The 20,910-nt window shown below is 44.9% G+C and carries 18 protein-coding genes; 8 read left to right on the top strand and 10 right to left on the bottom strand.

The features are described 5' to 3' along the window. The first annotated feature begins 2 nt into the window (after nt 1–2). The 3 genes from CLV93_RS11315 (at nt 3) to CLV93_RS11300 (ending at nt 4,039) form a co-directional block, all read left to right on the top strand. On the top strand, nt 3–1,463 hold the full coding sequence (locus tag CLV93_RS11315; RefSeq protein ID WP_106542316.1) for a glycoside hydrolase family 30 protein: 1,461 nt from the start codon (nt 3–5) through the stop codon (nt 1,461–1,463). Between the two features lie 321 nt (nt 1,464–1,784). Next, entirely contained in the window at nt 1,785–2,441 is a 657-nt protein-coding gene (locus CLV93_RS11310) for a DUF2202 domain-containing protein (RefSeq protein ID WP_106542315.1), read from the top strand. 335 nt (nt 2,442–2,776) lie between these two features. Further along, entirely contained in the window at nt 2,777–4,039 is a 1,263-nt protein-coding gene (locus CLV93_RS11300) for a hypothetical protein (RefSeq protein WP_106542313.1), read from the top strand. Nucleotides 4,040–4,069: 30 nt separating this feature from the next. Here CLV93_RS11300 and CLV93_RS11295 read toward each other — a convergent pair whose 3' ends face one another. After that, nucleotides 4,070–5,029 (bottom strand): integron integrase, encoded by a 960-nt coding sequence (locus CLV93_RS11295; protein ID WP_106542312.1) that lies wholly within the window; start codon nt 5,027–5,029, stop codon nt 4,070–4,072. 178 nt (nt 5,030–5,207) lie between these two features. Here CLV93_RS11295 and CLV93_RS11290 point away from each other — a divergent pair, with 178 nt between their 5' ends. From CLV93_RS11290 to CLV93_RS11280, 3 genes are all read left to right on the top strand, one after another. Further along, a complete protein-coding gene (locus CLV93_RS11290; RefSeq protein ID WP_106542311.1) occupies nt 5,208–5,777 on the top strand; it encodes a hypothetical protein in 570 nt (189 codons plus the stop codon). Between the two features lie 51 nt (nt 5,778–5,828). Further along, on the top strand, nt 5,829–6,164 hold the full coding sequence (locus tag CLV93_RS11285) for a hypothetical protein (RefSeq protein WP_246187221.1): 336 nt from the start codon (nt 5,829–5,831) through the stop codon (nt 6,162–6,164). Nucleotides 6,165–6,240: 76 nt separating this feature from the next. After that, the gene (locus tag CLV93_RS11280; RefSeq protein WP_106542309.1) at nt 6,241–7,005 is read left to right on the top strand and encodes a hypothetical protein; all 765 of its coding nucleotides are present in this window, start codon (nt 6,241–6,243) and stop codon (nt 7,003–7,005) included. A gap of 81 nt (nt 7,006–7,086) precedes the next feature. Here the strand turns inward: CLV93_RS11280 and CLV93_RS11275 are convergent, their stop codons facing one another. The 7 genes from CLV93_RS11275 to CLV93_RS11245 all read right to left on the bottom strand — a co-directional run bounded on the left by CLV93_RS11275 (nt 7,087) and on the right by CLV93_RS11245 (nt 12,903). Continuing rightward, the gene (locus tag CLV93_RS11275; RefSeq protein WP_106542308.1) at nt 7,087–7,803 is read right to left on the bottom strand and encodes a dienelactone hydrolase family protein; all 717 of its coding nucleotides are present in this window, start codon (nt 7,801–7,803) and stop codon (nt 7,087–7,089) included. A gap of 165 nt (nt 7,804–7,968) precedes the next feature. After that, nucleotides 7,969–8,868, bottom strand: a complete 900-nt coding sequence (locus CLV93_RS11270; RefSeq protein WP_106542307.1) for a hypothetical protein — start codon at nt 8,866–8,868, stop codon at nt 7,969–7,971. A 232-nt stretch (nt 8,869–9,100) separates the two neighbouring features. Then, complete coding sequence (locus tag CLV93_RS11265; RefSeq protein WP_106542306.1) at nt 9,101–9,688, bottom strand: class I SAM-dependent methyltransferase; 588 nt, start codon at nt 9,686–9,688, stop codon at nt 9,101–9,103. 114 nt (nt 9,689–9,802) lie between these two features. Beyond that, a complete protein-coding gene (locus CLV93_RS11260; protein WP_106542305.1) occupies nt 9,803–10,168 on the bottom strand; it encodes a hypothetical protein in 366 nt (121 codons plus the stop codon). Nucleotides 10,169–10,479: 311 nt separating this feature from the next. Next, complete coding sequence (locus CLV93_RS11255) at nt 10,480–10,872, bottom strand: HU family DNA-binding protein (RefSeq protein WP_106542304.1); 393 nt, start codon at nt 10,870–10,872, stop codon at nt 10,480–10,482. Between the two features lie 167 nt (nt 10,873–11,039). Beyond that, nucleotides 11,040–11,507, bottom strand: a complete 468-nt coding sequence (locus CLV93_RS11250; RefSeq protein WP_106542303.1) for a hypothetical protein — start codon at nt 11,505–11,507, stop codon at nt 11,040–11,042. Nucleotides 11,508–11,604: 97 nt separating this feature from the next. Then, complete coding sequence (locus CLV93_RS11245; protein ID WP_106542476.1) at nt 11,605–12,903, bottom strand: MFS transporter; 1,299 nt, start codon at nt 12,901–12,903, stop codon at nt 11,605–11,607. 493 nt (nt 12,904–13,396) lie between these two features. On the opposite strand from CLV93_RS11245, the gene treF reads away from it, so the two are divergent. Further along, a complete protein-coding gene (treF, locus tag CLV93_RS11240; RefSeq protein ID WP_106542302.1) occupies nt 13,397–15,031 on the top strand; it encodes an alpha,alpha-trehalase TreF in 1,635 nt (544 codons plus the stop codon). Between the two features lie 138 nt (nt 15,032–15,169). After that, nucleotides 15,170–18,727 carry a sensor histidine kinase gene (locus tag CLV93_RS11235; RefSeq protein WP_106542301.1) on the top strand — a complete coding sequence of 1,186 codons (3,558 nt, stop codon included), beginning with the start codon at nt 15,170–15,172 and terminating at the stop codon, nt 18,725–18,727. A gap of 110 nt (nt 18,728–18,837) precedes the next feature. Here the strand turns inward: CLV93_RS11235 and CLV93_RS11230 are convergent, their stop codons facing one another. Together CLV93_RS11230 and CLV93_RS11225 are read right to left on the bottom strand one after the other, a co-directional pair. Further along, nucleotides 18,838–19,911, bottom strand: a complete 1,074-nt coding sequence (locus tag CLV93_RS11230; RefSeq protein WP_106542300.1) for a glycosyltransferase family protein — start codon at nt 19,909–19,911, stop codon at nt 18,838–18,840. Beyond that, the gene (locus CLV93_RS11225; protein WP_106542299.1) at nt 19,908–20,759 is read right to left on the bottom strand and encodes a UDP-2,3-diacylglucosamine diphosphatase; all 852 of its coding nucleotides are present in this window, start codon (nt 20,757–20,759) and stop codon (nt 19,908–19,910) included. Before CLV93_RS11225 ends, CLV93_RS11230 begins: the two co-directional genes overlap by 4 nt. Nucleotides 20,760–20,910: the final 151 nt, after the last annotated feature.

The following is a 20,910-nucleotide window of genomic DNA, read 5'->3' as shown; positions in this document are numbered from 1 at the left end:
AGATGAAGTACTCCTTAATAATTGTTACTGTCTTTTTGGCCTGGTCGTGCGCTCAGCCAGTTCAGGAAAAGAAAGACACGACCGCACCTGATTTTTCGACCAACGGAAAGAAAATTGAGGTATTCACTACGGCGAAAGATACCAATCTGCGCCTGGCTCATACCGGTGAATCGAGCTTTCAGAAAGCTATTCAACCCAAAGAAACGGAAATTTCCATTTTCGTTAACCCGAAGAAATCTTTCCAGTCATTCCTGGGAATTGGTGGTGCTATAACCGATGCTTCAGCAGAAGTGTTTGCTCAGCTTCCGGCTGATAAACAGAAGGAATTGTTGGTGGCTTATTACGGAAAAAGTGGTATCGATTATTCGCTGATGCGGACGAATATTGGTAGTTGCGACTTTAGTAGCGAGAGTTACACTTACGTGGAAGATGGGGATAAAGATCTGAAAACTTTCTCGGTAGCTCACGACATGAAATATCGTATTCCGATGATTAAAAGAGCGATTGCCGAGGCTGGCGGTCACATGGTTTTGTTTGCCAGTCCGTGGAGTCCGCCGGCTTTCATGAAAAGCAACAAGAGTTTGCTGCACGGCGGAAAATTGCTTCCGGAGTATGATCAGGCATGGGCCAACTACTACGTGAAGTTTATTCAGGCATACCAGAAAGAAGGAATTCCGATATGGGGAATCACCATTCAAAATGAGCCGATGGCTGTGCAGACTTGGGAGTCATGTGTATATACAGCTGCAGAGGAACGCGATTTCCTGAAAAACTTCCTTGGTCCGACCATGGAAAAAGCTGGGTTCGGTGACAAAAAAATCATTGTCTGGGACCACAACCGCGATTTAATGGTCGACCGCGCCAACACCATTTTCGGTGATCCGGATGCGGCTAAATATGCATGGGGAATGGGAATGCACTGGTACGAAACCTGGACCGGCGCGAAACCCAAATGGGACAATGAGCAAGTAGTGAAGGAATCTTATCCTGATAAGAACCTGTTGTTCACCGAAGGGTGTAACGAGGCCTTTACGCCGGAAGGATACCAGCGCTGGTCGAATGCCGAGCGCTACGGAAGCAATATGATTCACGATTTCAATAACGGAACGGTAGGCTGGACTGACTGGAATATTCTCCTCGATCAGAATGGCGGTCCGAATCATGTGGGGAATTTCTGTTTTGCGCCCGTGCATGCCGATACCCGAACCGGCGAACTGATTTTCACGCCGGCTTATTACTATATCGGTCATTTCTCAAAATTCATTCATCCGGGAGCGAAGCGCATCAGTACGGCTTCCAGCCGGAGTACACTGCTCAGTACTTCTTTCCTGAATAAAGACGGAAAGATGGCCACGGTGGTGATGAATGGTTCCGACAGCCCGGTTACTTACAACCTGATTGTAGGACAAGCGGAAACACACCTGGAAATACCGGCGCATGCCATTCAAACGCTGGTGTACTAAGTATATGTAGACAAACAGGATTTCATAGGTTTGCAAGTCAGCTGACGACGGATATCGAAGTATCTGTTGTCAGCTTTTTTTATTTCCACTGAAGGATAATTTTTTACCTAAAAGATAGATTTTAACGGGAGAGAACTGATTTATAGAAGATTATTTTCCAATTGGTGTAGGGTAAAATTCGTCTCATGCGGTACACTGAAAAAATGTAGCATTTGCTGAGAATAACTCACTGTTAAATAGTTGTTTGCCGACGACGGAGCTGAGACTCTGCAAATGCTGCATCTTTTGAATTATTTGTAGTCGAACTTAAAATCAGTTGTGATGAAAAAAACGAGTTTCTTTATTGCATTCCTTGCAATAGCCGCACTAATTATCGTAACCTCCTGTAGCGAAAACCCCTCTGTATCTGCCGATGAAGTTCAGGCTTCTGAGGTAAAAGCACTCTCTTTAATAATTGATGATGATGGCAATTTAGCTGGTGATCTGACTGACGAAGAAGTTGCCAGTTTGCAATTCATGATCGAAGAAGAAAAAATGGCTCGGGACGTTTATCTTGAGATGAACGATCTTTATGGACTTAAAGTATTTAGCAATATTTCAAATAGTGAACAACGGCACATGGATGCAGTCCTTTTCCTGATTGATGGTTACAATGTCATAAATCCGGCTTCTGATGAGCTTGGTGTTTTCGTTAATGAAACATTGGCTCAATTGTATGCTGATTTGATAATACAAGGAGAAGTCAGTTTGGAAGAGGCGCTGAAAGTTGGGGCATTAATCGAAGAGACTGACATTGTCGATTTGAATAACTGGCTGGAAAAGGTAGGAAATGCTAACGTAGAAATAGTTTATGCCAATTTATTAAAAGGTTCCACCAACCACCTTCGCGCTTTCGTTCGTAATCTGGCATCTTTGGGAATTACTTACGAGCCGCAGGTTATGGATGCCGATGCCTATAATGCGATTATCGGGCAATAATATTTTACCGCCCGCAACATTTCATCGATAAATGTTTCAGGGCTTTCATTAAACACTGAGCTAGTAGCTTTCTTCATAGGTTTGGAAATGAATAGCTGGCTGTTGACGATACTTGATATCATATCAGTAGCCAGCTTTTTTTTCTCAATCAGCATGGCGTGTGAGTTTTTATGTCTTGATTTCTATATGTTTTGCAATACAATTTGAACGATTTAGCACTTTAATTATTAAATTCAGGAGAAACCTAACCTTCTCCAGTCGTTTAACTGACCAACGCTGAAATTTCGATATGCGATATGGAGAGGTAAAATTGCATTTAACCTAACTCATTTCCCATGTCGAAGCGAAGAAAAAAACGACCATCGGCACAACAACAAAGGCAGGAACAAGCTGAGTTGCGCAAAAAGTTTTACCGGAAAGTCAAACAATTTTTTACCGTTGCTGAGAAAGAGCATCTCTTTAAACTGATCCCGATATATTATATGAACCTTCTCTATCAGAACCGGTTAATGGCTCCTAAAGTGTTGTCGGAAGAGGGAGTATTTATATCCGGCGAGAATACGAAAATCATGAATGAAACGGTCTACGCTATTTTGAAAGATTATTATTTCGATGTGCCAAATGATAACATACGAATGAACATGTATGATTATCTGACAATTGGATTGACTGTTCATTATGGGTTTGTGATAGGAGAGAAAGACTTTTTCCCCGGAATTCAACAAATCAGAGATGAGATAGGGCCATTCATGGGAAAAATATACAACGAAGATTTTTTTGAGAATAATTTAACTAAGGTGCTTTACTTATGTACAGTATATCTCTCCGGGCTCGATCAAAATCACTATCCGGTCCGCTTTGAATGGTCTGATCACAAGCATAATGGTGGTAAATATTATGGCGTGTTTAGGGTTGGCGAGATCATAAGTCCCAGAATATCCGTTAATATTGACAGCCTTAATCGTCCAGTTTATCAGGTCGGTTGGGTGACTCGTAAATTTAATCCTGCAACGATTCCTACGAGAGAACTGAAGCTTGATTTATACGGAGTTCAGGAAAATACGGAAATTTATATACAGAAGCATGCACTTATCCGATTGAAAGAAAGACTGGATATGGTAAATTCAGGTGATATTCATCTGTTTGTCGTTGATTCATGCATGAATCCCGTTATTCGAGAGATAGGACATAATAAATATCTCATTGAATACAGAATGGACAACTTTAAGCTGGGATATCTGGTGGCCGACTTAATAGAAGCAAAACTGATTATCCGGACATTTTTGTTGGTAACGCAGAGTGGAGCGCCGGAAGAAAAGAGACTCTCCTCCATCACCGGCTTAACAAAAGAGGATGTTGACTATTTAAACTTGTGTAAGTTGAGTTCATTTGTCAATTCAGATATACATGAAAATTCTCGTTTGCTCTCCATTTTTGAGGAGGCGGGATGCGAAGGGATTATCAACTTTGCTCAGAATATCGTTCATCGAGCGGGTAAAAAAGTCCACCGGGCTGAACAAATTTTAAAATATATCGAGATGGAAGAACCTCTTCCTACATTTGGCGCGAGAAAAGTAGGTGAATCTACTCACGTGTAATGCGAGATATCCGTTCAGATGTTAGTGTAATTATATATCAAGCGGGCTTCGCACAGTGAATTGATTGTTGTTGAGTACTTGCTTGTATACCATGGTATTCCGAATGTCTTTGTGTCCCAGCAATCGTTGAACCGTTTCGATGCAATAACCGTCTTCTAAAAGGTGAGTGGCAAAGCTATGCCGGAAAGTATAGCAGGAAACATGTTTGGAAATTCCGGTATGCCGTGCTGCTTCTTTTACTGCTTTTTGCAGATAATTTTCATGGATGTGATGTTGAAAGAGCTTTTCAGTTCCGTTTTCGGTGTTCGGTTTTCCGGAAGGAAAAAGGTATTGCCAGTCCCATTCCATCTCTACTTCCGGATGAGTGTTGCGGATGTTTTCCGGAAGGTTAGTACCTGCAAAACCGGGGATTAACTTGTTTTCTTCGAATTGGATACTGATTTTCTGAATTTGCCTGGATAATCGTGGAATGAGTAACGAGGGCAACAAGGTCTTTCGGTCAATCTCGTTGTTTTCGTCCCGGACAATGATTTCTTCTTTCTCTATATTGATATCACGAATACGTAAGCGCAGACATTCGTTCAGTTTCAAACCACTGCCGTAAATCAACGAAGCCATCAACCGGAACTCTCCCTGCAGGTCGTTCAGAATCTCCTGCACCTCTTCACGAGTCAAAATGGTCGGTAGTTTTTTGTTGATTTTAAAGTGTCTGGAATGGAAATCATCCAGAGAGATATTGAGGACTTTGTTGTAAAGAAACGTAAGTGCGTTGAGTGCCTGGTTACGGGTCGAAGGGGAAACGTTGCGTTTGGTGGTTAGGTAGTCGAGGTATTTTGTTATCTCGCGTGGCCCCATTTCCTTGGGGTGTTGCTTGTTATTGAAGATGATGAAGCGGTATATCCAGCCGAGATAACTCTTTTCGGTGCTGCTGCTGAAATGGTTTTCGCGGATGATATCCCTGACTTCATCTAAAAACTCAGTGTGCTCCATGGGATAACCATTTTGTGCATATTACTACAAATCTAAGCTATTATCCATCAAAATGCTACCTTCTGACGATATATCTCATACTATGCTTTTTATTGACCTATTGATGGCCTCTGTTTAGTGTCGTATATTTAATAGGTTCGTTAACAATTAAATACGAACCCAAAGGAGGAGGCACTATATGTCGAAGCTGGTTGAGCATTTTAAAAAAGGTACGTTCGAAGAACAATACTGGATACCGGCACATAACGAACGAAGAGAGTCATCTCTTTTCCGAAAGAATAAAAAACTGATACGTGATGAATGCGGTGCACCCTGTTGGGTATGTGGAAAGAAGGAATACCGGGAAGTTCATCACGTTTTTGAATGGGCCTTCTGGAATGCGCTTTCCCCCAGAAAAGTAACCAATATTCTCAACGCTATAGAATTTTACGACGAAGATTACATCGCTTCGGCCGACGACCCCGAAAAACTACATCAGTACTTAACAGAACTCTCAAAAACCAAAAAATTTCTTGACACTCCCGACGATGCGCGTAACCTGGTGGTTTTGTGCCGGGAGCACCACCGGTTGAAATATACCGGCATCCATACCATCTCGTTCCCATTATGGCTGGCTATTGCCGGAGTTCCCTCGGAAGGCGGAATTCTGACCCGCGAACAAATTACGACCGCAGTAGCCCGCGTTTCGAAAATTGACGAAGAGCTGGCATCGTATGCCGCGAACAATTACACACCTCACCGGCTGTAAAGTCTGCAGGCTTTGTCTTAGGTGCTTTGCTTCCGGAAGGTTGATAAGGGAATGTTTAACCAAAAGAAAGGAGTATGGATCATGCGTATCATGATGATTGTCCGGGTGCCGCACGCAAAATTTAATGCTGCAGTCGGAGACGGAAGTGTTGAGTCGAAAATGAAAACCATCCTGGACGAAACAAAACCGGAAGCAGCTTATTTCACTGAATTGGAAGGTCTACGGGCTGTAGTTATCCTGGCTAATCTGGAAAAACCTTCGATGATTCCTGCCTTGGCAGAACCCTGGTTCCTGGCATTTGAAGCCAAAGTGGAATTTCATGTGGTGATGAGCCCCGAAGAATTGGGACAAGCTGGATTGGATAAGATAGGCTCTCGTTGGGCTTAGAAGCATACTCGTTCATGCCCGAATCTATATGCGATAAAAGATTTTTATTTCAACAAGTAACCAAAATAGAAGCATTATGAAAAAAAGGACACTGCTAATTGGTTTAATGGTCGTTTTTATGTTCGGCCTTACAGCAAATGATTTGTTTGCCCAGTCGAAGAATTTGGCTAAGGTATATTATGTCAAAGTAAAAGATGGTGAAAGTGGAGCTTTTCAAACGGCTCTGAAGCAACATGCTCAATGGCGGATGGACAATGGCGATCCCTGGAACTGGAATATTTATCAGGTGCTAAATGGCAAGAACATGGGAGATTTCATTATCCGTTCAGGCGGTCATAGCTGGGCTGATTTCGATAGCTACGAGGATTTTAATGCTAAGGGATCCGCTGAGTTTGTAAAGAATGTAAGCCCGTACATAGCCAAAATTACGAGCGAAATATCAGCCAATGATACGTCGCTTGTGAATTGGTATCCCAATGGCGACGAGATGAATCTTATTCAGGTATACGCCTATAAGTTGAACCCCGGGCATGGAATGGATTTCTATAATGCCATTAAAGCGTATGGTGACGCGATTAAAAAGGAGGGGAGAAAGGACTATTATAGTGTCATCTGGAATGTTAACGGAGGTTCAGCATTGGTCGTTGATCTCGTTTTTCCCTATAAAAACTGGGCAGAAATGGAAGGACCGAAAGAAAAGTGGAGAGATTTTACCAAACGCGTTTTGGGAGAAGAGAAAGCAAAAATGGTACGTGACAAACTCGTGAATAGTTATTCAGATGTTTATGGTTATGTGGTTCAGTGGCGGAAAGATTTGTCGGTGAAGGCAAAAGGTATGTAGAAAATAGAATTTCAGAACTCAGATGTGTAATTGAATCGATGAAAACAGGGCAGTGATTTTGCATGCTGCCCTGTTTTATTTTTATACAAACATCTCTTCAAAGAAGTCAGCCATGGCTTTCCATGCTCGTTTACTCGATGTGGGTTGATAAAATAATCCTCTTTCGGGTGCATTGGCTTTTGGATTGGTGAACGCATGCCCGGTATGTCCAAAGGCGTGCATCTGCCAGTCGGCCTTTCTTTCGGTCATTTCATTGGCAAACTCAACGAACATTTCGGGTTTTGCCATTGGATCTTCCCAGCCGTGCAGCACGAGGATCGAAGCTTTTATTGGATTTTCTTCCGGAAGACCGGGTTTATCAAACATGCCGTGGAAGCTCACAACGCCTTTTACATCGGCTCCCGACCGGGCCAGGTCGAGTACACATTTTCCGCCGAAGCAAAATCCGATAGCGCCTGTTTTTGTTACATCTACTTCCGGATGGTTCCGCAGCGTTTTCAGCGAAAGCTCCATCCGTTTCAGCAGCAAGGCGCGATCGTTGTTGAACTCGGCCATTAGCTTAGCGGCTTCTTCCGGATTGGAAGCCCGGCGCCCTTTTCCGTAAATATCGATAGCCATTCCAACGTAGCCCAGTTCTGCGAGTTCGACCGACTTGCCGGTTTCGAAATCCGATTGACCGCCGAAAGCATGGGCAATGAGAATGCCCGGTTTTTTCCCGTTAAGGGAATCGTCCCAACTGATTTTCCCTTCGAAGGTCTGGTCTGCATCGTGGTAAGTAATTGTTTCTGTCCGAATCATAATAACTTCGTTTTATCAGGAGTAATCTTTCCTCATAACGAGCAGTTGGCAAGCTAAGTTTCGGTGAGAGCGTTAAAGAGTATAAAAAAAGCCAGCGAAAGTGAATTCACTGGCCTTTGCCCCTAAATAGGGTATCGTCATAGGTAGGTAGTTGGTTTCGAATGGTTATTCTGTCAGTTGTTCCAGCATATCTTTGATGTTGCCCGGGGTCGACATGATTTTGGTGAAGATTCCCATGGTCAGGTCGGGGAATGAGAGCGCAATCCGGTACCGGCCGTGCAACATCAACACCTGGTTGCCGTCCACCAGCACTTCGTATGGCAGAAAAGCGGTATGCTTTGGTTGGCTAATGTCGATGGTCGGGAGGAAATCGCTTTCGCCGTCTTCTCCCGAAAGGGCAAATCCGTACAGGGTTAAATCCTTGCCGGGAATGGCCACTTTGTACACCTCTTTTACATTCGGCACGCCTTTATCGACTGATGAGTTGACTTTATTCAACGCTGTTTGGTAATTATCAAATTCACCCAGTTCTACCGTGTCGTCAAAGCGGGGCATCCCGATCATGTAGTGGTACTTGTGCAGGTCTTTTATCGACAATCCTTTTTCCGAGCCGAATGGTTTTCCCACGAAAGTGCCGGTCGCTTTCATGGCGCTTTCCAGGTGAGCTGTTAATGCGGCATAATCGGACGCTACTTTATTGTAATCATCGCGGAAGTATGCGTTTCCCCAATATTCCGGATTGGTATAAGTGACCAGCGTCTTGCCGTCTTCTTTCGTAATGGCTACGCGTAGTGTGGAAGCAAAGCCGGTGAGGCCGCCAACGGTTTCCACCGCTTTTTGCAACTCCGGCGATGTAACAACGAGCAGCCAGCGGTTGGCATCGGCAGCCGGTTCGTATTGTCCCACAACCTGAATGCCGTTTTGTTCCAGGTTCGTTGCCACTCTTCCTTTGAGGTCAGCCACGCTTTCGGCTGATTCAACCCCGAGGATGTAGGGTTTCAGATTTTGGGCTACGGCCAACTGGAAGGACAAGAAAGTCAGCAGGATAATTCCCGTAATTCTCATGATAGGTTTGATTTAAAGGTTATGATTTAGTTATCCATGTAAAAATATATTTAACCTTTTAAATAGTTATGTGATTTCATCATTACCCGCATGTGTTTGATAGCATAAGGTTATGGAAGAGTAGTAGAGTAGGAGTCCAACGCAGAATTTTTGCCCGTAGGGCATTAAGTATTGTAGGACGAAGCTGGTAAGGGGATTTGTTACTCCGGAGGAGTTACACAAAGAAAGAGTGTTATTCCTTTCGGAAATTGGCGGTGTAATTTCGTTTGTTACCGTGAATTTTGTCTAACGTGAATCCGGCGTTTTCACAGAGGGCCTTGATTTCAGTGGTGCTCATTTTGTCCGGGTCACCCGCCAGTTCCGAGATGGAGAGGATGCCGCCCTTTTTCAGTATCCGGAGGAATTCCTTCAGGTATGCTTGCTGGTTTTCGACTTCACCAATGACGGTCACCAAAAAGATGCGGTCGAAATGTTCGTCGGGGAAAGGAAACGTTTTGCCGTCGCACAGTGAATACGACACGTTGGTGAGGCCCCGTTTGTCGACACGCTTTTTGGCATAATCGAGCATCTCCTGCTGAATGTCGGCCAGTACCAGTTCGCCGTCGGGAATGGCTTTTGCCACTTTCACGCTAAAATAGCCCGGTCCGGGACCTACTTCCAGTACTTTGGACGATGGATTCAGTTCGAGTCGTTTGATGAGCTGCCTGGGCGAGAGAAACATATTCCGCAAGGGAATGAGCAGGGTAAAAGCCATTTCGTGGGGAAACACGCCTTTACCGGCCAGCCTGCCGCCGATGTCCTTTTTCTCTCGTTTGCTCATGGCCTGAATATTCCGAAGTTTCAGGGGCGAAAGTTACAAAATTTTGTACGCAACAATTAAATGTTGCACAAAGAGAGATTTCTGAAAAAAGGGAAATGAAGAGATGTGCACTGCTTATCTTTTCACGAAGGTGAGAAGTTCAGTAGGAAAGCCAAAACAATGTTTACTGGCGAAATCGATGGTGAGTCGGCTACCGCTAATGGTGTATTTGTGTTTGGTGGGGGGTACCGCAATGAAAGATTCTCCAACGTACTGAATTTCTATTGAATCTTTTTCGAGTTGGTAACGATAGGGTTCGTGGATATTTTTGTTCGATTTGTAGAAAGTATCTTCATCCGTGAAATCGAGAATGTCTTCTGTGCTGGTCGATACCCACACACCCAGAATTTGTTTCTCCGGGGGGAGGTCATCGTTTTTTTTGCACCCCGGTTGTGCAGCGATGAATAAAAGTAATCCGAGCAGGATGGTTCTTCCAGTCATGGCGTTTCGTTTAGGTACCGGTAAGATGCGGGGATGAATGATTTCGTTGCGTGTATTTCTTGTGCCTGTTTTTCAGCGATTTTTGTGAAATCCTTTGGGTGATTAAAAGTTGGAGTAAACCAGATCGGGACTTCATTGAAAGAAGGTCCGGACTTTTTTTAAAAAAGACCGGACCTGATTGAAAGGAGATCGGTACCTTCTTCAAAAAAGATCCGGACCTTGTCGTGAAAAGATCCGGACTTTCTTGAAATTAGATCGGGACCTTGTTTTATTAAAGTCCCGAGGATAACCAATCAATTAACCTTTATATGCTATTCGGCGTGGTTGAGTTTGACGAATTCCGCGGCATTCAGTTCTTTACGGAACAGCTTTCCGGGGCGGAAAGCTACTTTAGCGCCTTCAATTAAACTACTGTTAAAATCCTCTTCGGTTTCGGCAGCCTGACTTTTGGCTATCAGGTTCATGGTGCCAAAATCACCCAGGTCGACAGTATAGCCGTCGGTTAGGGTTGTGGGAACAATTTGCAGGAAACCTTCGATGACCGATAATACATCCATTTCGTTGAGGGAAGAGCGGTCGGCAATTTGCTTGGCAATGTAGCGGTTGTTTCTGCGTCCTTTGCTGTTGATCGACGCATAATACTTGGGATCTGCGGTAATATTACCCGGATTTTTCCGCGGTATCACCTTGTAATTGATACTCATTTGGTTAAAAATTTAGTTAGTAAAATAGGATTATATCCTGGTATTTGTCTCTTCAAGTTAGCATAATAACTATTTAGAGTCAATTTAAATTTTTAATGGTATGGATATTATGATTGAGTGAATAATGAACGAAGAGGTTTTATAGTCATTAATCGTTTTTTAGCTTTTCAAGGTGTCACCCGGATATACCTGATGGATGACTGGCCAGGATCAGCGCTGCCTGTCCCAAGGCCAAATGTATTATTGTCAATAAATTTCACTTCGTAGTCTTGTGTGGTATCCAGCCCGTACAGTGAAAACAACTGACTGGCAATTTTCCTTTCGGTAAGAATAAACTCAAAATTAGATGAGCGACCGATGCCGGTTACCCATGTATCTCCCACGCTGACAAACAGGTCGACATATTTGTTGTTATTCAATTCAACCACTTTGCCCACGAAATTGCCGTTCTTATCCTCGGTAATTTTGATTTTAATTCCGTCGAACATGGTTCTACCCTGGAGTTCCCATGTTCCCTTGAAGTTATCGATTGGAGTTTTATGAAGAAGGTTTGAATCGCAACTAAAGAACAGAAAGCTGATGAAAATAATCGAAATAACTTTCAATACTAATGTTTGAGGCTTTTGCTTGGGCATGTTTTACAGTGTATAAAGAATGAAAAATCAAATTTGCTTTCCCAATTTATGAAAAATTAGGTTTGGGGTACTTGAACCGGGAAAATGTTTATGGGGGCTATTGTTTTCCGGAGCGAATCCCCATTTCCCGGTACACCGGGAAGATGCCTTCCCGGATTTTGGGAAGTTGGCGGGCAAACAGAAGGGCTCCCAGAACAACAGCTACACCGCCAATCGTTAACGTCAGCGGGGCACCGACGGCTTTGGCTACAGCGCCGGCAAATAAACTACCGAAAGGCGCAGTACCCATAAAAGCCATGGCATAAAAACTCATCACGCGTCCACGTTTGCTGTCGTCGACCACGGTTTGAATCACCGTGTTGCTGGAGGCCATGGTGAGCATCATCCCGAGGCCGGTGATGACCATCAGTGGCATCGACAACCAGAAAAACCGGGATTGCGAAAAGGCAATCAGTCCCAGTCCAAAAACGGCAGCTGCTGCTGGAATCAGTCGTTCCAGGCCAATCACATTCTTACGCGAAGCCAGGTACATGGCGCCTGTAATGGCTCCCAGCCCTGAAGCGCCCATCAGGAAACCAAAGGTATGTGAGTCGCCGTGAAGAACCTCTTTGGCAAATACCGGCATTAGTACATTGTAGGGCATGCCCATCAGGCTGACCAATGCCAGCAGCAGAATGATGGATTTGATGGGCGCAAAGCCAAACGTGTAGTGATAACCTTCCTTCAGTTCCTCGATGATGCGTGTCGTCTTTTTCCTGATTTGACGCGGAGTGACTTTCATATTCAGCAACGACGCGATGACCACCAGGTAACTCAACCCGTTGATGAGGAAGCAAACACCTTCTCCGGTAACGGCAATCAACACGCCCGCAATGGAGGGGCCCAGTAATCGGGCACCGTTCACCATGGAGGAGTTCAGCGCAATGGCGTTGCCCAGGTCCTGCTTCTTCTCTACCATTTCGATGACGAACGATTGCCGGGCGGGCACATCGAATGCATTGATGAGGCCAAGCAAAATGCTGAGGGCAATGATGTGCCAAACCTGGATGATGCCCAGAAAGAAAAGCAGCGCCAGGGTAAGTGCCTGCAGCATGGCGAGTACCTGGGTGGCAATCAGAATATGGTAGCGGTTCCGGCGGTCGGTAATAACACCGGCATAGGAGGCCAGCAGGAAGGTGGGAATCTGTCCGGCAAAGCCGACAACACCTAATAGAACTACTGAGCCGGTCAGGTGATACACCAACCATGGCATGGCGATGCGCTGAATCCAGGTACCGATGAGTGAGATGCTTTGTCCCCCGAAGAAAAGCCGGTAATTGCGGTATTGCAGCGAACGAAAGGTATTCTTTAGTCCCTTCAGGGTTTTCGACCAATGTGTGTTTCCGGGTGTATGCATAGAGAAGAAGTTCCATTCTCCCGGTTGGTTCTTTAACGTAAAACACGAGATCTTTAAGCCGGGGAATGAAACCTCAAAATTAGTCATTCCCGCTTCATGTTGTCCTCCGTGGTCGTGCGTTTCATATTATGCTTTTGTTAATTGGCGATTCACCATGGGGAGAGTGAATTGAAAGTTTTTTACATAAAGTTGAATTAACGGTGAGAGCGTCTATTGGTCTGTTTTTTAATTGATAACATAATTGTTTATTCATGAAGACGGAAAGTGAGCCATTGGAAATTCTACTTGCTGCTGTTTTTTTTGCTTGAGATGTCGTATTTTTGGTTCAGAAGTTTCTGGTAGGATGTATTGTAGGAGCAAACAAAGTTTTGCCGGAAGCTTTGGATTAAGGAAACAAACGTACCTGGTTACCCAAATGTTCTGTTATCATTAATTTGGTAAACTATCCCGACGTGGGGTAGGTACAAGGCAATTTAGGAGTAAAATAGAGAATATGAAAAATTCTTATGCTTTCCGGCAGGCAATCCACCGACCGTTTTTCTGGCTGTTGTTAACCCTATTGGTTGCGTCCGCAACCAGTTGTCAGAAACAAACTCCTCAACCCGTCGATGTTGGCACGCCTCAGGCCCTTTATGGGCAATTATTTTACGATGTACAAAAGTCCGACATCTTCCCCGACAGTAAAACTTTCGTCGATTGTGTTCCGAAGGAATCTCCGGCGGAGATTCGAAAAGCCTATGAAACGGTTGCTGATAAGGATGATACTAAAGTGCTCAAGCAGTTCTTGGAGAAGCACTTCATTATCCCAACCTATCATCCAATCAGTAGTCCAGACACATTGCCTATACGTGAACATATCCGGAATCTGTGGTCGGTATTGTTGCGGCAACCCGATGTGGCCCATTCAGGAACACTTATTCCGTTGCCTAACATGTATGTAGTGCCCGGCGGACGTTTCCGCGAAGTGTACTATTGGGATAGCTATTTTACCATGTTGGGACTGGCAACCGATGGTCGGGTTGATATCATTAACTCGATGATTGATAACTTTGCTTACCTGATTGATACCATTGGGTTTATCCCGAACGGTAACCGGACGTATTATCTCACCCGGTCGCAACCACCTTTCTTCGCATTGATGGTAAGCCTGTTGGCACGATTAAAAAAGGATGACTCAGTGTATGTGCACTATTTGCCTTACATGGTTGAAGAATATCGGTTTTGGATGCACGGAGCCAATAATGTTAACGATGCCAAGTCCGCTTGTGGGCATGTCGTTCGGATGGATGGCGGAACTTTGTTGAACAGGTATTATGATAAAGGGGATTTTCCTCGTTCGGAAGCTTATCGCGAAGACGTTCAGACGGTAAAAAAAGCATTGGCTCTTAATCCATCACTGGATACATTGAAAATGTACCGCGATATTCGATCGGCTGCTGAATCGGGATGGGACTTCTCGAGCCGTTGGCTGAAAGAAGCTCCTGATGGCAGTTTTCCTTTGTATACCATGCATACTACAGACATTGTTCCGGTCGATCTGAATGCGTTGATGTACAACATGGAAAAGACCATTGCTTACGCTTACAAGCTGAAGGGCGATTCAACTTCCTTTGCCCGGTATGAGCAAAAAGCACAGAATCGGCTGGAGGCATTGAACCGCTATTGCTGGAATGCTGATAAAGGATACTATTTCGACTACGATTATACCACGGGAAAACAGACAGGCATTGTTTCGCTGGCCGCTGTTTATCCTCTTTTCTTCCACATGGCTTCCGCCGAACAGGCTGCCGGAATAAAGGAAATGGTTGAGGACGAGTTGCTGAAGGCAGGTGGAGTGGCCACGACACCCTATAATACCGGTCAGCAATGGGATTCACCCAACGGCTGGGCACCACTGCAGTGGATGACCATTCAGGGACTCCGCAATTATGATTTTAACGCATTGGCGAACGAAATCAAACAACGCTGGATGAAGGTGAACGAGGAAGTTTATCACAAGTATCACCGCATGGAAGAGAAATACAATGTGGTCAATCCGGAAGTGCCCGGTGGTGGTGGCGAATATCCCAATCAGGACGGTTTTGGATGGACGAACGGAGTTTATCAGCGACTGGCTGCTGAAAAGTAACCTTTTTTATATGTTGCTCGTCATCCCAAATTAGCTGTTCCGTTGAACAGCATAGATATGGAATGATTTTTTTTTTCGACAACATAAAGATTTTAATTAACTTACCAACTTTAACCTGCTAACCTGGACGCTTGTTTCATGATGATGAAAAACGTAACCCCGGAAGCTGACCTGATGCAAAACGACAGCGATATTGCTGAAAAGGCCTTTGATGATTTTCTGGCAATTATTTCGAGAGACGGTTCTTTCTCGATGTCGTTATTATCTTTTCTTCAGAATTTAGCAAACGCCCGGGCTATATCGGTTTTATCCCGTTCCGGGGGGAAAGAATTTGACATTGTTTTTTCCAACCTTTCTGTTATCGCGCCAGATAACAACGTTCCTGATTGGTTCCCGGTCATACATCAATGGAGCAACCATCGAAAGCCCCGGATAATCTCTTCGAAGGAAAACGCGACTTCGGATGGAGTGGCGCTTCCGGAGGAAGTGTTTCCGGCATTGTGTCTTCCCATTCTGGCCGGGAATGGTTTGAATGGAATGCTCTTGTTTTGGGGCATTCCCGACGATGCTACTATCGAAGACGATAGTTTTCAGCAATTGAATAAGATGGCTCCGGTGTTGGCTCTGTTGGTTGATCGGACAGTTGAAAAATCATCGAATGAGCGTGGAAACCAGCAGATTGCTGATGAAGCCGCCTCACCACCGGATATTTCTGCACTGGATAATATTCGGTTGTATTCTTCTCTTCTTGGTCATGTTCCCGGCTTGATTTATCGTTGCCTCAACAACGCTGACTGGACTATGAAATATGTGAGTCCGGGATGTGTGAACCTGACTGGATACCAACCGGAAGAGCTGCTGGATAACCGGGTTGTATCGTTTAAGGAATTAATCCTTGAAGAATACAGGGAATCGTTAGAAAGCGATTGGCAAAAGGCTATCGAAGAGAACAGTGTTTTCCGGAGGGAATATCAAATTCGTTCGGCTGATGGAAAGGTTAAATGGGTTTGGGAGCAGGGAAGTGGAATTTACAACGGCGACGGCGAGTTGATTGCCCTCGAGGGCATCGTGATGGATATCACGGAACGAAAGGAAGCGGAAGAGAAGTTTAAGGAGAGTCAGAAGTACAATCGTAACCTGTTTAATCTGACTTCGATTGGCCTGATGTTGACGACGCTCGACGGAAGACTGGTTGATATGAATCCGGCCATGCTCGGGATTATCGGTTATACGCGGGAGGAAGCGTTGCAATTGACCTATTGGGAACTGACGCCCTCGGTGTACCGTGAAGATGAAGAGGAGCAGCTGAATAGTCTTTCTCATCTGGGGCACTTCGGACCATATGAGAAGGAATATATCCACAAAGACGGGCATCACGTGCCTGTGAGGCTCAAAGGTCAGATTATGATCGAAAAAGGGGTTAAATATATTTGGGCCAGCGTAGAAGATATCACGGAACAGAAGAAAGCGGAAAATGCACTCGTCGAGAGTAAGCAAAAGTATAAATACCTGTTTCAGAATAATCCGCATCCCATGTGGATTTATGACCTGGAGACCTACCGTTTTATTGAAGTAAATAATGCCGCTGTAAGACATTATAAATACTCACGGGCAGAATTTCTGTCGATGACGATACAAGATATCCGTCCGCAAAAAGATGTTCCACAGTTGATGGTCGATTTGGGAAGACATGAGGACGACTTCGACTGGGCCGGAGAGTGGCGACACAAAAAGAAAAACGGGGAAATTATTAGCGTTGCGATCAGTTCTCATCGCCTCACTTTTAATGGCCGCCCCGCGCGTTTGGTTCTGGCAACTGATGTGACCGAACGAAATAAAGCGCTGAAAGCTTTGCATGAAAGCGAGGAGCGTTATCGTACTCTGTTCAGTAATAATCATGCAGTTATGTTTTTGATTGACAAGAACAACGGAAATATCGTCGATGCCAATCATGCGGCAGTCGAGTTCTATGGATGGACATACGAAGAGCTCACTTCGATGAATATTGCGGATATCAATACACTTTCCCCCAACGAAATAAGAGACCGGTTGCATCAGGTCGATTATTCAACGCATAATCACTACGAGTTTAAGCACCGGAAAGCGGATCATTCCACCTGTGATGTGGAGGTATTTAGCGGCCCTATTATTCTTCGTGGTAAACCTATGGTGCACGCCATTGTGCACGATGTTACGCCCCGCAAAAAGGCTGAGGAGATGTTGATGACCTTAAGTGTTGCGGTCGAGCAGAGTCCGGCTTCCTTTGTGATTACCGGTGCCGATGGTCTGATACAGTATGTCAATCCTCGTTTTTCGGCCTTAACCGGATATTCGTTGGAAGATGTTAAGGGCCGAAGTCCGAGAATTATGAATCCGGGGCACCTTCCGGAAGAAGATTTCCATGCAATGCTCTCTTCTTTAAGACAGGGGAAGGAGTGGAAAGGTGAGTTTTTGAACCGTAAAAAGAACGGCAGCTTTTATTGGGAAAACGTAACAATATCGCCCATTACCAACGATGCCGGTGAAATTACTCAGTACATCGTTATCATGGAAGATGTGACCGATAAGAAGCGGGCTGAGAACGAGCTGAAGAAAAGTGAGGCATCGCTTAGAGAGGCACAGGAAATTGCCCGGATGGGGGACTGGGAGTACGATTTGGTTAACGAGACCTTACATGTGTCGGAAAACTGCAACAGCATATTTGGAATGGATTCGAGAGAAGACGGGGTATCCTACCGTGAATTCCTCGATCGATTATTGCCAGACGATCACTACTTGGTGAAGAAAACCTTTGAGCGACTGAAGATTGAGAAGCAGATGATTGAGGAAGAGGTGCGAATCGTTCTTCCGGGAGGCCAATACCGGTGGTTAAATAATCGTATCGTTCCGTTGTTCGAAAATGGCGTACTTACCCGCCTTAAAGGTGTTGTGACCGATATTACCGAGTACAAGCAAATGGAAAGAGCGCTAGTGAAAGCAAAGGAGCAGGCAGAGGAAGGAGATAAGCTGAAATCGGCTTTCCTGGCTAATATTAGCCACGAAATCAGAACGCCGATGAACGCTATTGTTGGTTTTACCAATTTGCTGGAGGAGCATATCGACTCGGAAGAACGTGGACAGTTTGTTCGTATTATCAATTCAAATGCAGACCATTTGCTGAACATTATCGACGATGTGATGGCTGTCTCCCGCCTGGATACGGAAGCAATTCCGTTGAAAGAAACAGATTTTTGCCCATCCGAGCTCCTGGAAGACTTGCACCTATCGTTCCGTCGCGAAGTGAGGAGTAAGCCCATAGCTCTGCTTAAAAGACTTCCAAATACAGTCGGGCAGGAGCGTTTGACTGCTGATCGTGAGAAGATCCGGCAGGTCATGTCAAGCTTCCTCTCTAACGCCATCAAATATACCCGGGAAGGAACGATTGAAATAGGCTACGCCATCGAGGAAAGCGAGGCACGCTTTTTCGTCCGCGATACGGGAATGGGCATTCGAAAAGAAGATCAGAAAAAGATTTTCGAACGCTTTTACCGGACCGTGAGCGCCCAGAAGCAAGCTATCGCGGGAACCGGATTAGGCCTTAGCATAGCCGAAAGCCTGGTACAACTGATGGGCGGACAAATTGGTGTGGAATCGGTTCCGGAAAAAGGTTCGGTTTTTTACTTCACAATTCCTTTGGCAGGAAACAGTCGGATGTAAAAGTGCCCGGAGGGAGATTCCGGGCAGCTTTTGTACGGGAAAATGGATTACTGTTATTTGATAAATAAATAGGAGGGACTGTGTGTGTTGCTTCGTCTCAATTAAGTCGGCTATTCGGTTGTTTCATATTCGGGTGTGTTGGTGCGATAATATTCTCTAATCAGTAAATTGTTTTCGGGCTCGTTATCTTTGAGCATCCAGATGTATTCTTCGAATATCTGCTTCACGATAGTCCGCGTTTGGTCGGGGTAGAAAACCGGAATGGGCTTGCCATTCGTTAACCATTCACCAATCTTCGGCAGATTCTTTTCTTTTAGATTTTTGATAACAGGTACACCCATCTGTCTCAGTGCAGCTGCATTGCATTGCTGTTCATACTGACCTTTCATGGGAACTACCATCAATTTCTTGTCCAGGAATAAGGCTTCTGCCGGAGTCTCAAAACCGGCTCCGCAAAGTACGCCTGTCGATTCAGCCATGCTTTTCAGAAATGCCTCGTTCGAAACAGGGCGAACTGTGATGTTTTCCTTCTGATAAGTGGACCGGGTATGCTTCGAAAAAATTTCCCAACGGGTGTCACTAAATGCCGAAAGCTTTTTTATCAGCTTCTTGTCTTCGAATGCCGGAAGATACACCGTATAGTGTCCTTTGTCGTCAGGCTCAGTGTTCCGGACTTGCTTACGGATAACGGGAGTGAAGATATTTTCATCGTACGAAGCAAAGTGAAAACTCAGCTGGAAATCGGTCGGAGCGTAGTTTTCCAGGAGGAAAGTAGCTACGGGATCTTTCTTTTTCGGACGGGGCACTTTCTTGCTCAGCAACGAAGCCTGGTGACTAAGGGAAATGCACGGCACTTTTTTTCGGCGACAAGCCCATGCCGAAACTGGTTCGAAATCGTTAATGACCAGGTCATAGTTTTCTACCGGAAGGGTGTTAATCTCCTTCATCAGGCTTGAAATGTCGGCATCGCGATAAGTGCTCAGGATATCGATTCCTCCGTTTTTACCGAAGACAAAGCCCAGTCCTTTTTTCCGGTATTTAACCGGATGTCCCAACTCTACTTCAGCTTGCGTTCCGCTGACCAGGATGTCGAGCTGAGCATATTCTTCGATTACCGGAATAATGTCCCGTGCCCGGCTCAAATGGCCGTTTCCGGTTCCTTGTATGGCGTAGAGAACTTTCACGCTTCCGCTTGAAATTCGTTTAACAGAATCTGGAATAATTCTTTCGGGTCGAAATCGACTAGCTGTTCCCGCTCATTTGGAGTAAAGCCGTCTTCCTCCACGAAGTCGTCACGGAAACTGAAAATCTTCCACTCGCCATCGTTGTACTCCAGGCTGGTGAGGTTTTCAATCCAGTCGCCGGAATTCAGGTAAGTGATATTTCCTTGCGGGAATTCCAGTTCTTTGATTTCGGGGTGGTGAATGTGGCCGCAGACGATGTTTTTGTATCCTTTCCGCGCACCTAACGATGCAGCCGTGTCTTCGAAAGAGTTAATGTATTTAACCGCACCTTTCACCGAGTTTTTCACCTTTTTTGAGAAGGAAACGGGTTCAAATCCGAATTGACGGTTGATCCAGTTGACTTTTGTATTTAGCCAAATCAAGGTATCGTATCCGATTGCTCCGAGTTTGGCCAGCCATTTGGAATATTGCATTACCACATCGAAAACATCGCCGTGGAAAAACCAGCTGCGGTTCCCGTCCAGGTCCAGCTCCAGTTGGTTGACAATTTTCAGCTTGCCAATTTTCAGTCCGCTGAAACGACGGAACATCTCGTCGTGGTTCCCGGTAATGTAATACACGGTGGTTCGCTTGGACGCCATTCCCAGCAGATGCTTAATTACTTTCAAGTGTGATTTTGGGAAATAACGTTTCCTGAACTGCCAGATGTCGATGATGTCACCGTTCAGAATTAAGGTTTTGGGACGAATGCTTTTAAGGTATTTCAGCAATTCGACAGCGTGGCTTCCGCCGGTTCCAAGGTGAATGTCGGACAGAACCACCAGATCAACTTTTCTTCGTTTAGTCATACGTTTTAATCAAAATTCGCATATGGCAATTAAGTCATGTTCAGCGATTTGGCTGTTAAGGCGATATGACGGTATGGTGAACAAAACGAAAGGTTATTGTTAGCAGAATACTAGCTGTCATATCAATGTAGTATGGAGTTAATTTCTGCAT

It is taken from the genome of Prolixibacter denitrificans (assembly GCF_003014495.1).
Classification (GTDB): Bacteria; Bacteroidota; Bacteroidia; order Bacteroidales; family Prolixibacteraceae; genus Prolixibacter; species Prolixibacter denitrificans.
The sequence above is the reverse complement of the archived record's forward strand: the minus strand, read 5'-3'. Positions and strand labels throughout refer to the sequence as shown.

Excerpts from the sequence above, each read along its gene's own strand:
- CLV93_RS11270 (WP_106542307.1), bottom strand. The coding sequence starts at position 8,868 with ATGAGAATTACGGGAATTATCCTGCTGACTTTCTTGTCCTTCCAGTTG.
- CLV93_RS11245 (WP_106542476.1), bottom strand. The coding sequence starts at position 12,903 with ATGCATACACCCGGAAACACACATTGGTCGAAAACCCTGAAGGGACTA.
- CLV93_RS11310 (WP_106542315.1), top strand. The coding sequence starts at position 1,785 with ATGAAAAAAACGAGTTTCTTTATTGCATTCCTTGCAATAGCCGCACTA.
- CLV93_RS11300 (WP_106542313.1), top strand. The coding sequence starts at position 2,777 with ATGTCGAAGCGAAGAAAAAAACGACCATCGGCACAACAACAAAGGCAG.
- CLV93_RS11250 (WP_106542303.1), bottom strand. The coding sequence starts at position 11,507 with ATGCCCAAGCAAAAGCCTCAAACATTAGTATTGAAAGTTATTTCGATT.
- CLV93_RS11280 (WP_106542309.1), top strand. The coding sequence starts at position 6,241 with ATGAAAAAAAGGACACTGCTAATTGGTTTAATGGTCGTTTTTATGTTC.
- treF (WP_106542302.1), top strand. The coding sequence starts at position 13,397 with ATGAAAAATTCTTATGCTTTCCGGCAGGCAATCCACCGACCGTTTTTC.
- CLV93_RS11235 (WP_106542301.1), top strand. The coding sequence starts at position 15,170 with ATGATGATGAAAAACGTAACCCCGGAAGCTGACCTGATGCAAAACGAC.
- CLV93_RS11260 (WP_106542305.1), bottom strand. The coding sequence starts at position 10,168 with ATGACTGGAAGAACCATCCTGCTCGGATTACTTTTATTCATCGCTGCA.
- CLV93_RS11265 (WP_106542306.1), bottom strand. The coding sequence starts at position 9,688 with ATGAGCAAACGAGAGAAAAAGGACATCGGCGGCAGGCTGGCCGGTAAA.
- CLV93_RS11275 (WP_106542308.1), bottom strand. The coding sequence starts at position 7,803 with ATGATTCGGACAGAAACAATTACTTACCACGATGCAGACCAGACCTTC.
- CLV93_RS11285 (WP_246187221.1), top strand. The coding sequence starts at position 5,829 with ATGTTTAACCAAAAGAAAGGAGTATGGATCATGCGTATCATGATGATT.
- CLV93_RS11255 (WP_106542304.1), bottom strand. The coding sequence starts at position 10,872 with ATGAGTATCAATTACAAGGTGATACCGCGGAAAAATCCGGGTAATATT.
- CLV93_RS11225 (WP_106542299.1), bottom strand. The coding sequence starts at position 20,759 with ATGACTAAACGAAGAAAAGTTGATCTGGTGGTTCTGTCCGACATTCAC.
- CLV93_RS11315 (WP_106542316.1), top strand. The coding sequence starts at position 3 with ATGAAGTACTCCTTAATAATTGTTACTGTCTTTTTGGCCTGGTCGTGC.
- CLV93_RS11295 (WP_106542312.1), bottom strand. The coding sequence starts at position 5,029 with ATGGAGCACACTGAGTTTTTAGATGAAGTCAGGGATATCATCCGCGAA.
- CLV93_RS11290 (WP_106542311.1), top strand. The coding sequence starts at position 5,208 with ATGTCGAAGCTGGTTGAGCATTTTAAAAAAGGTACGTTCGAAGAACAA.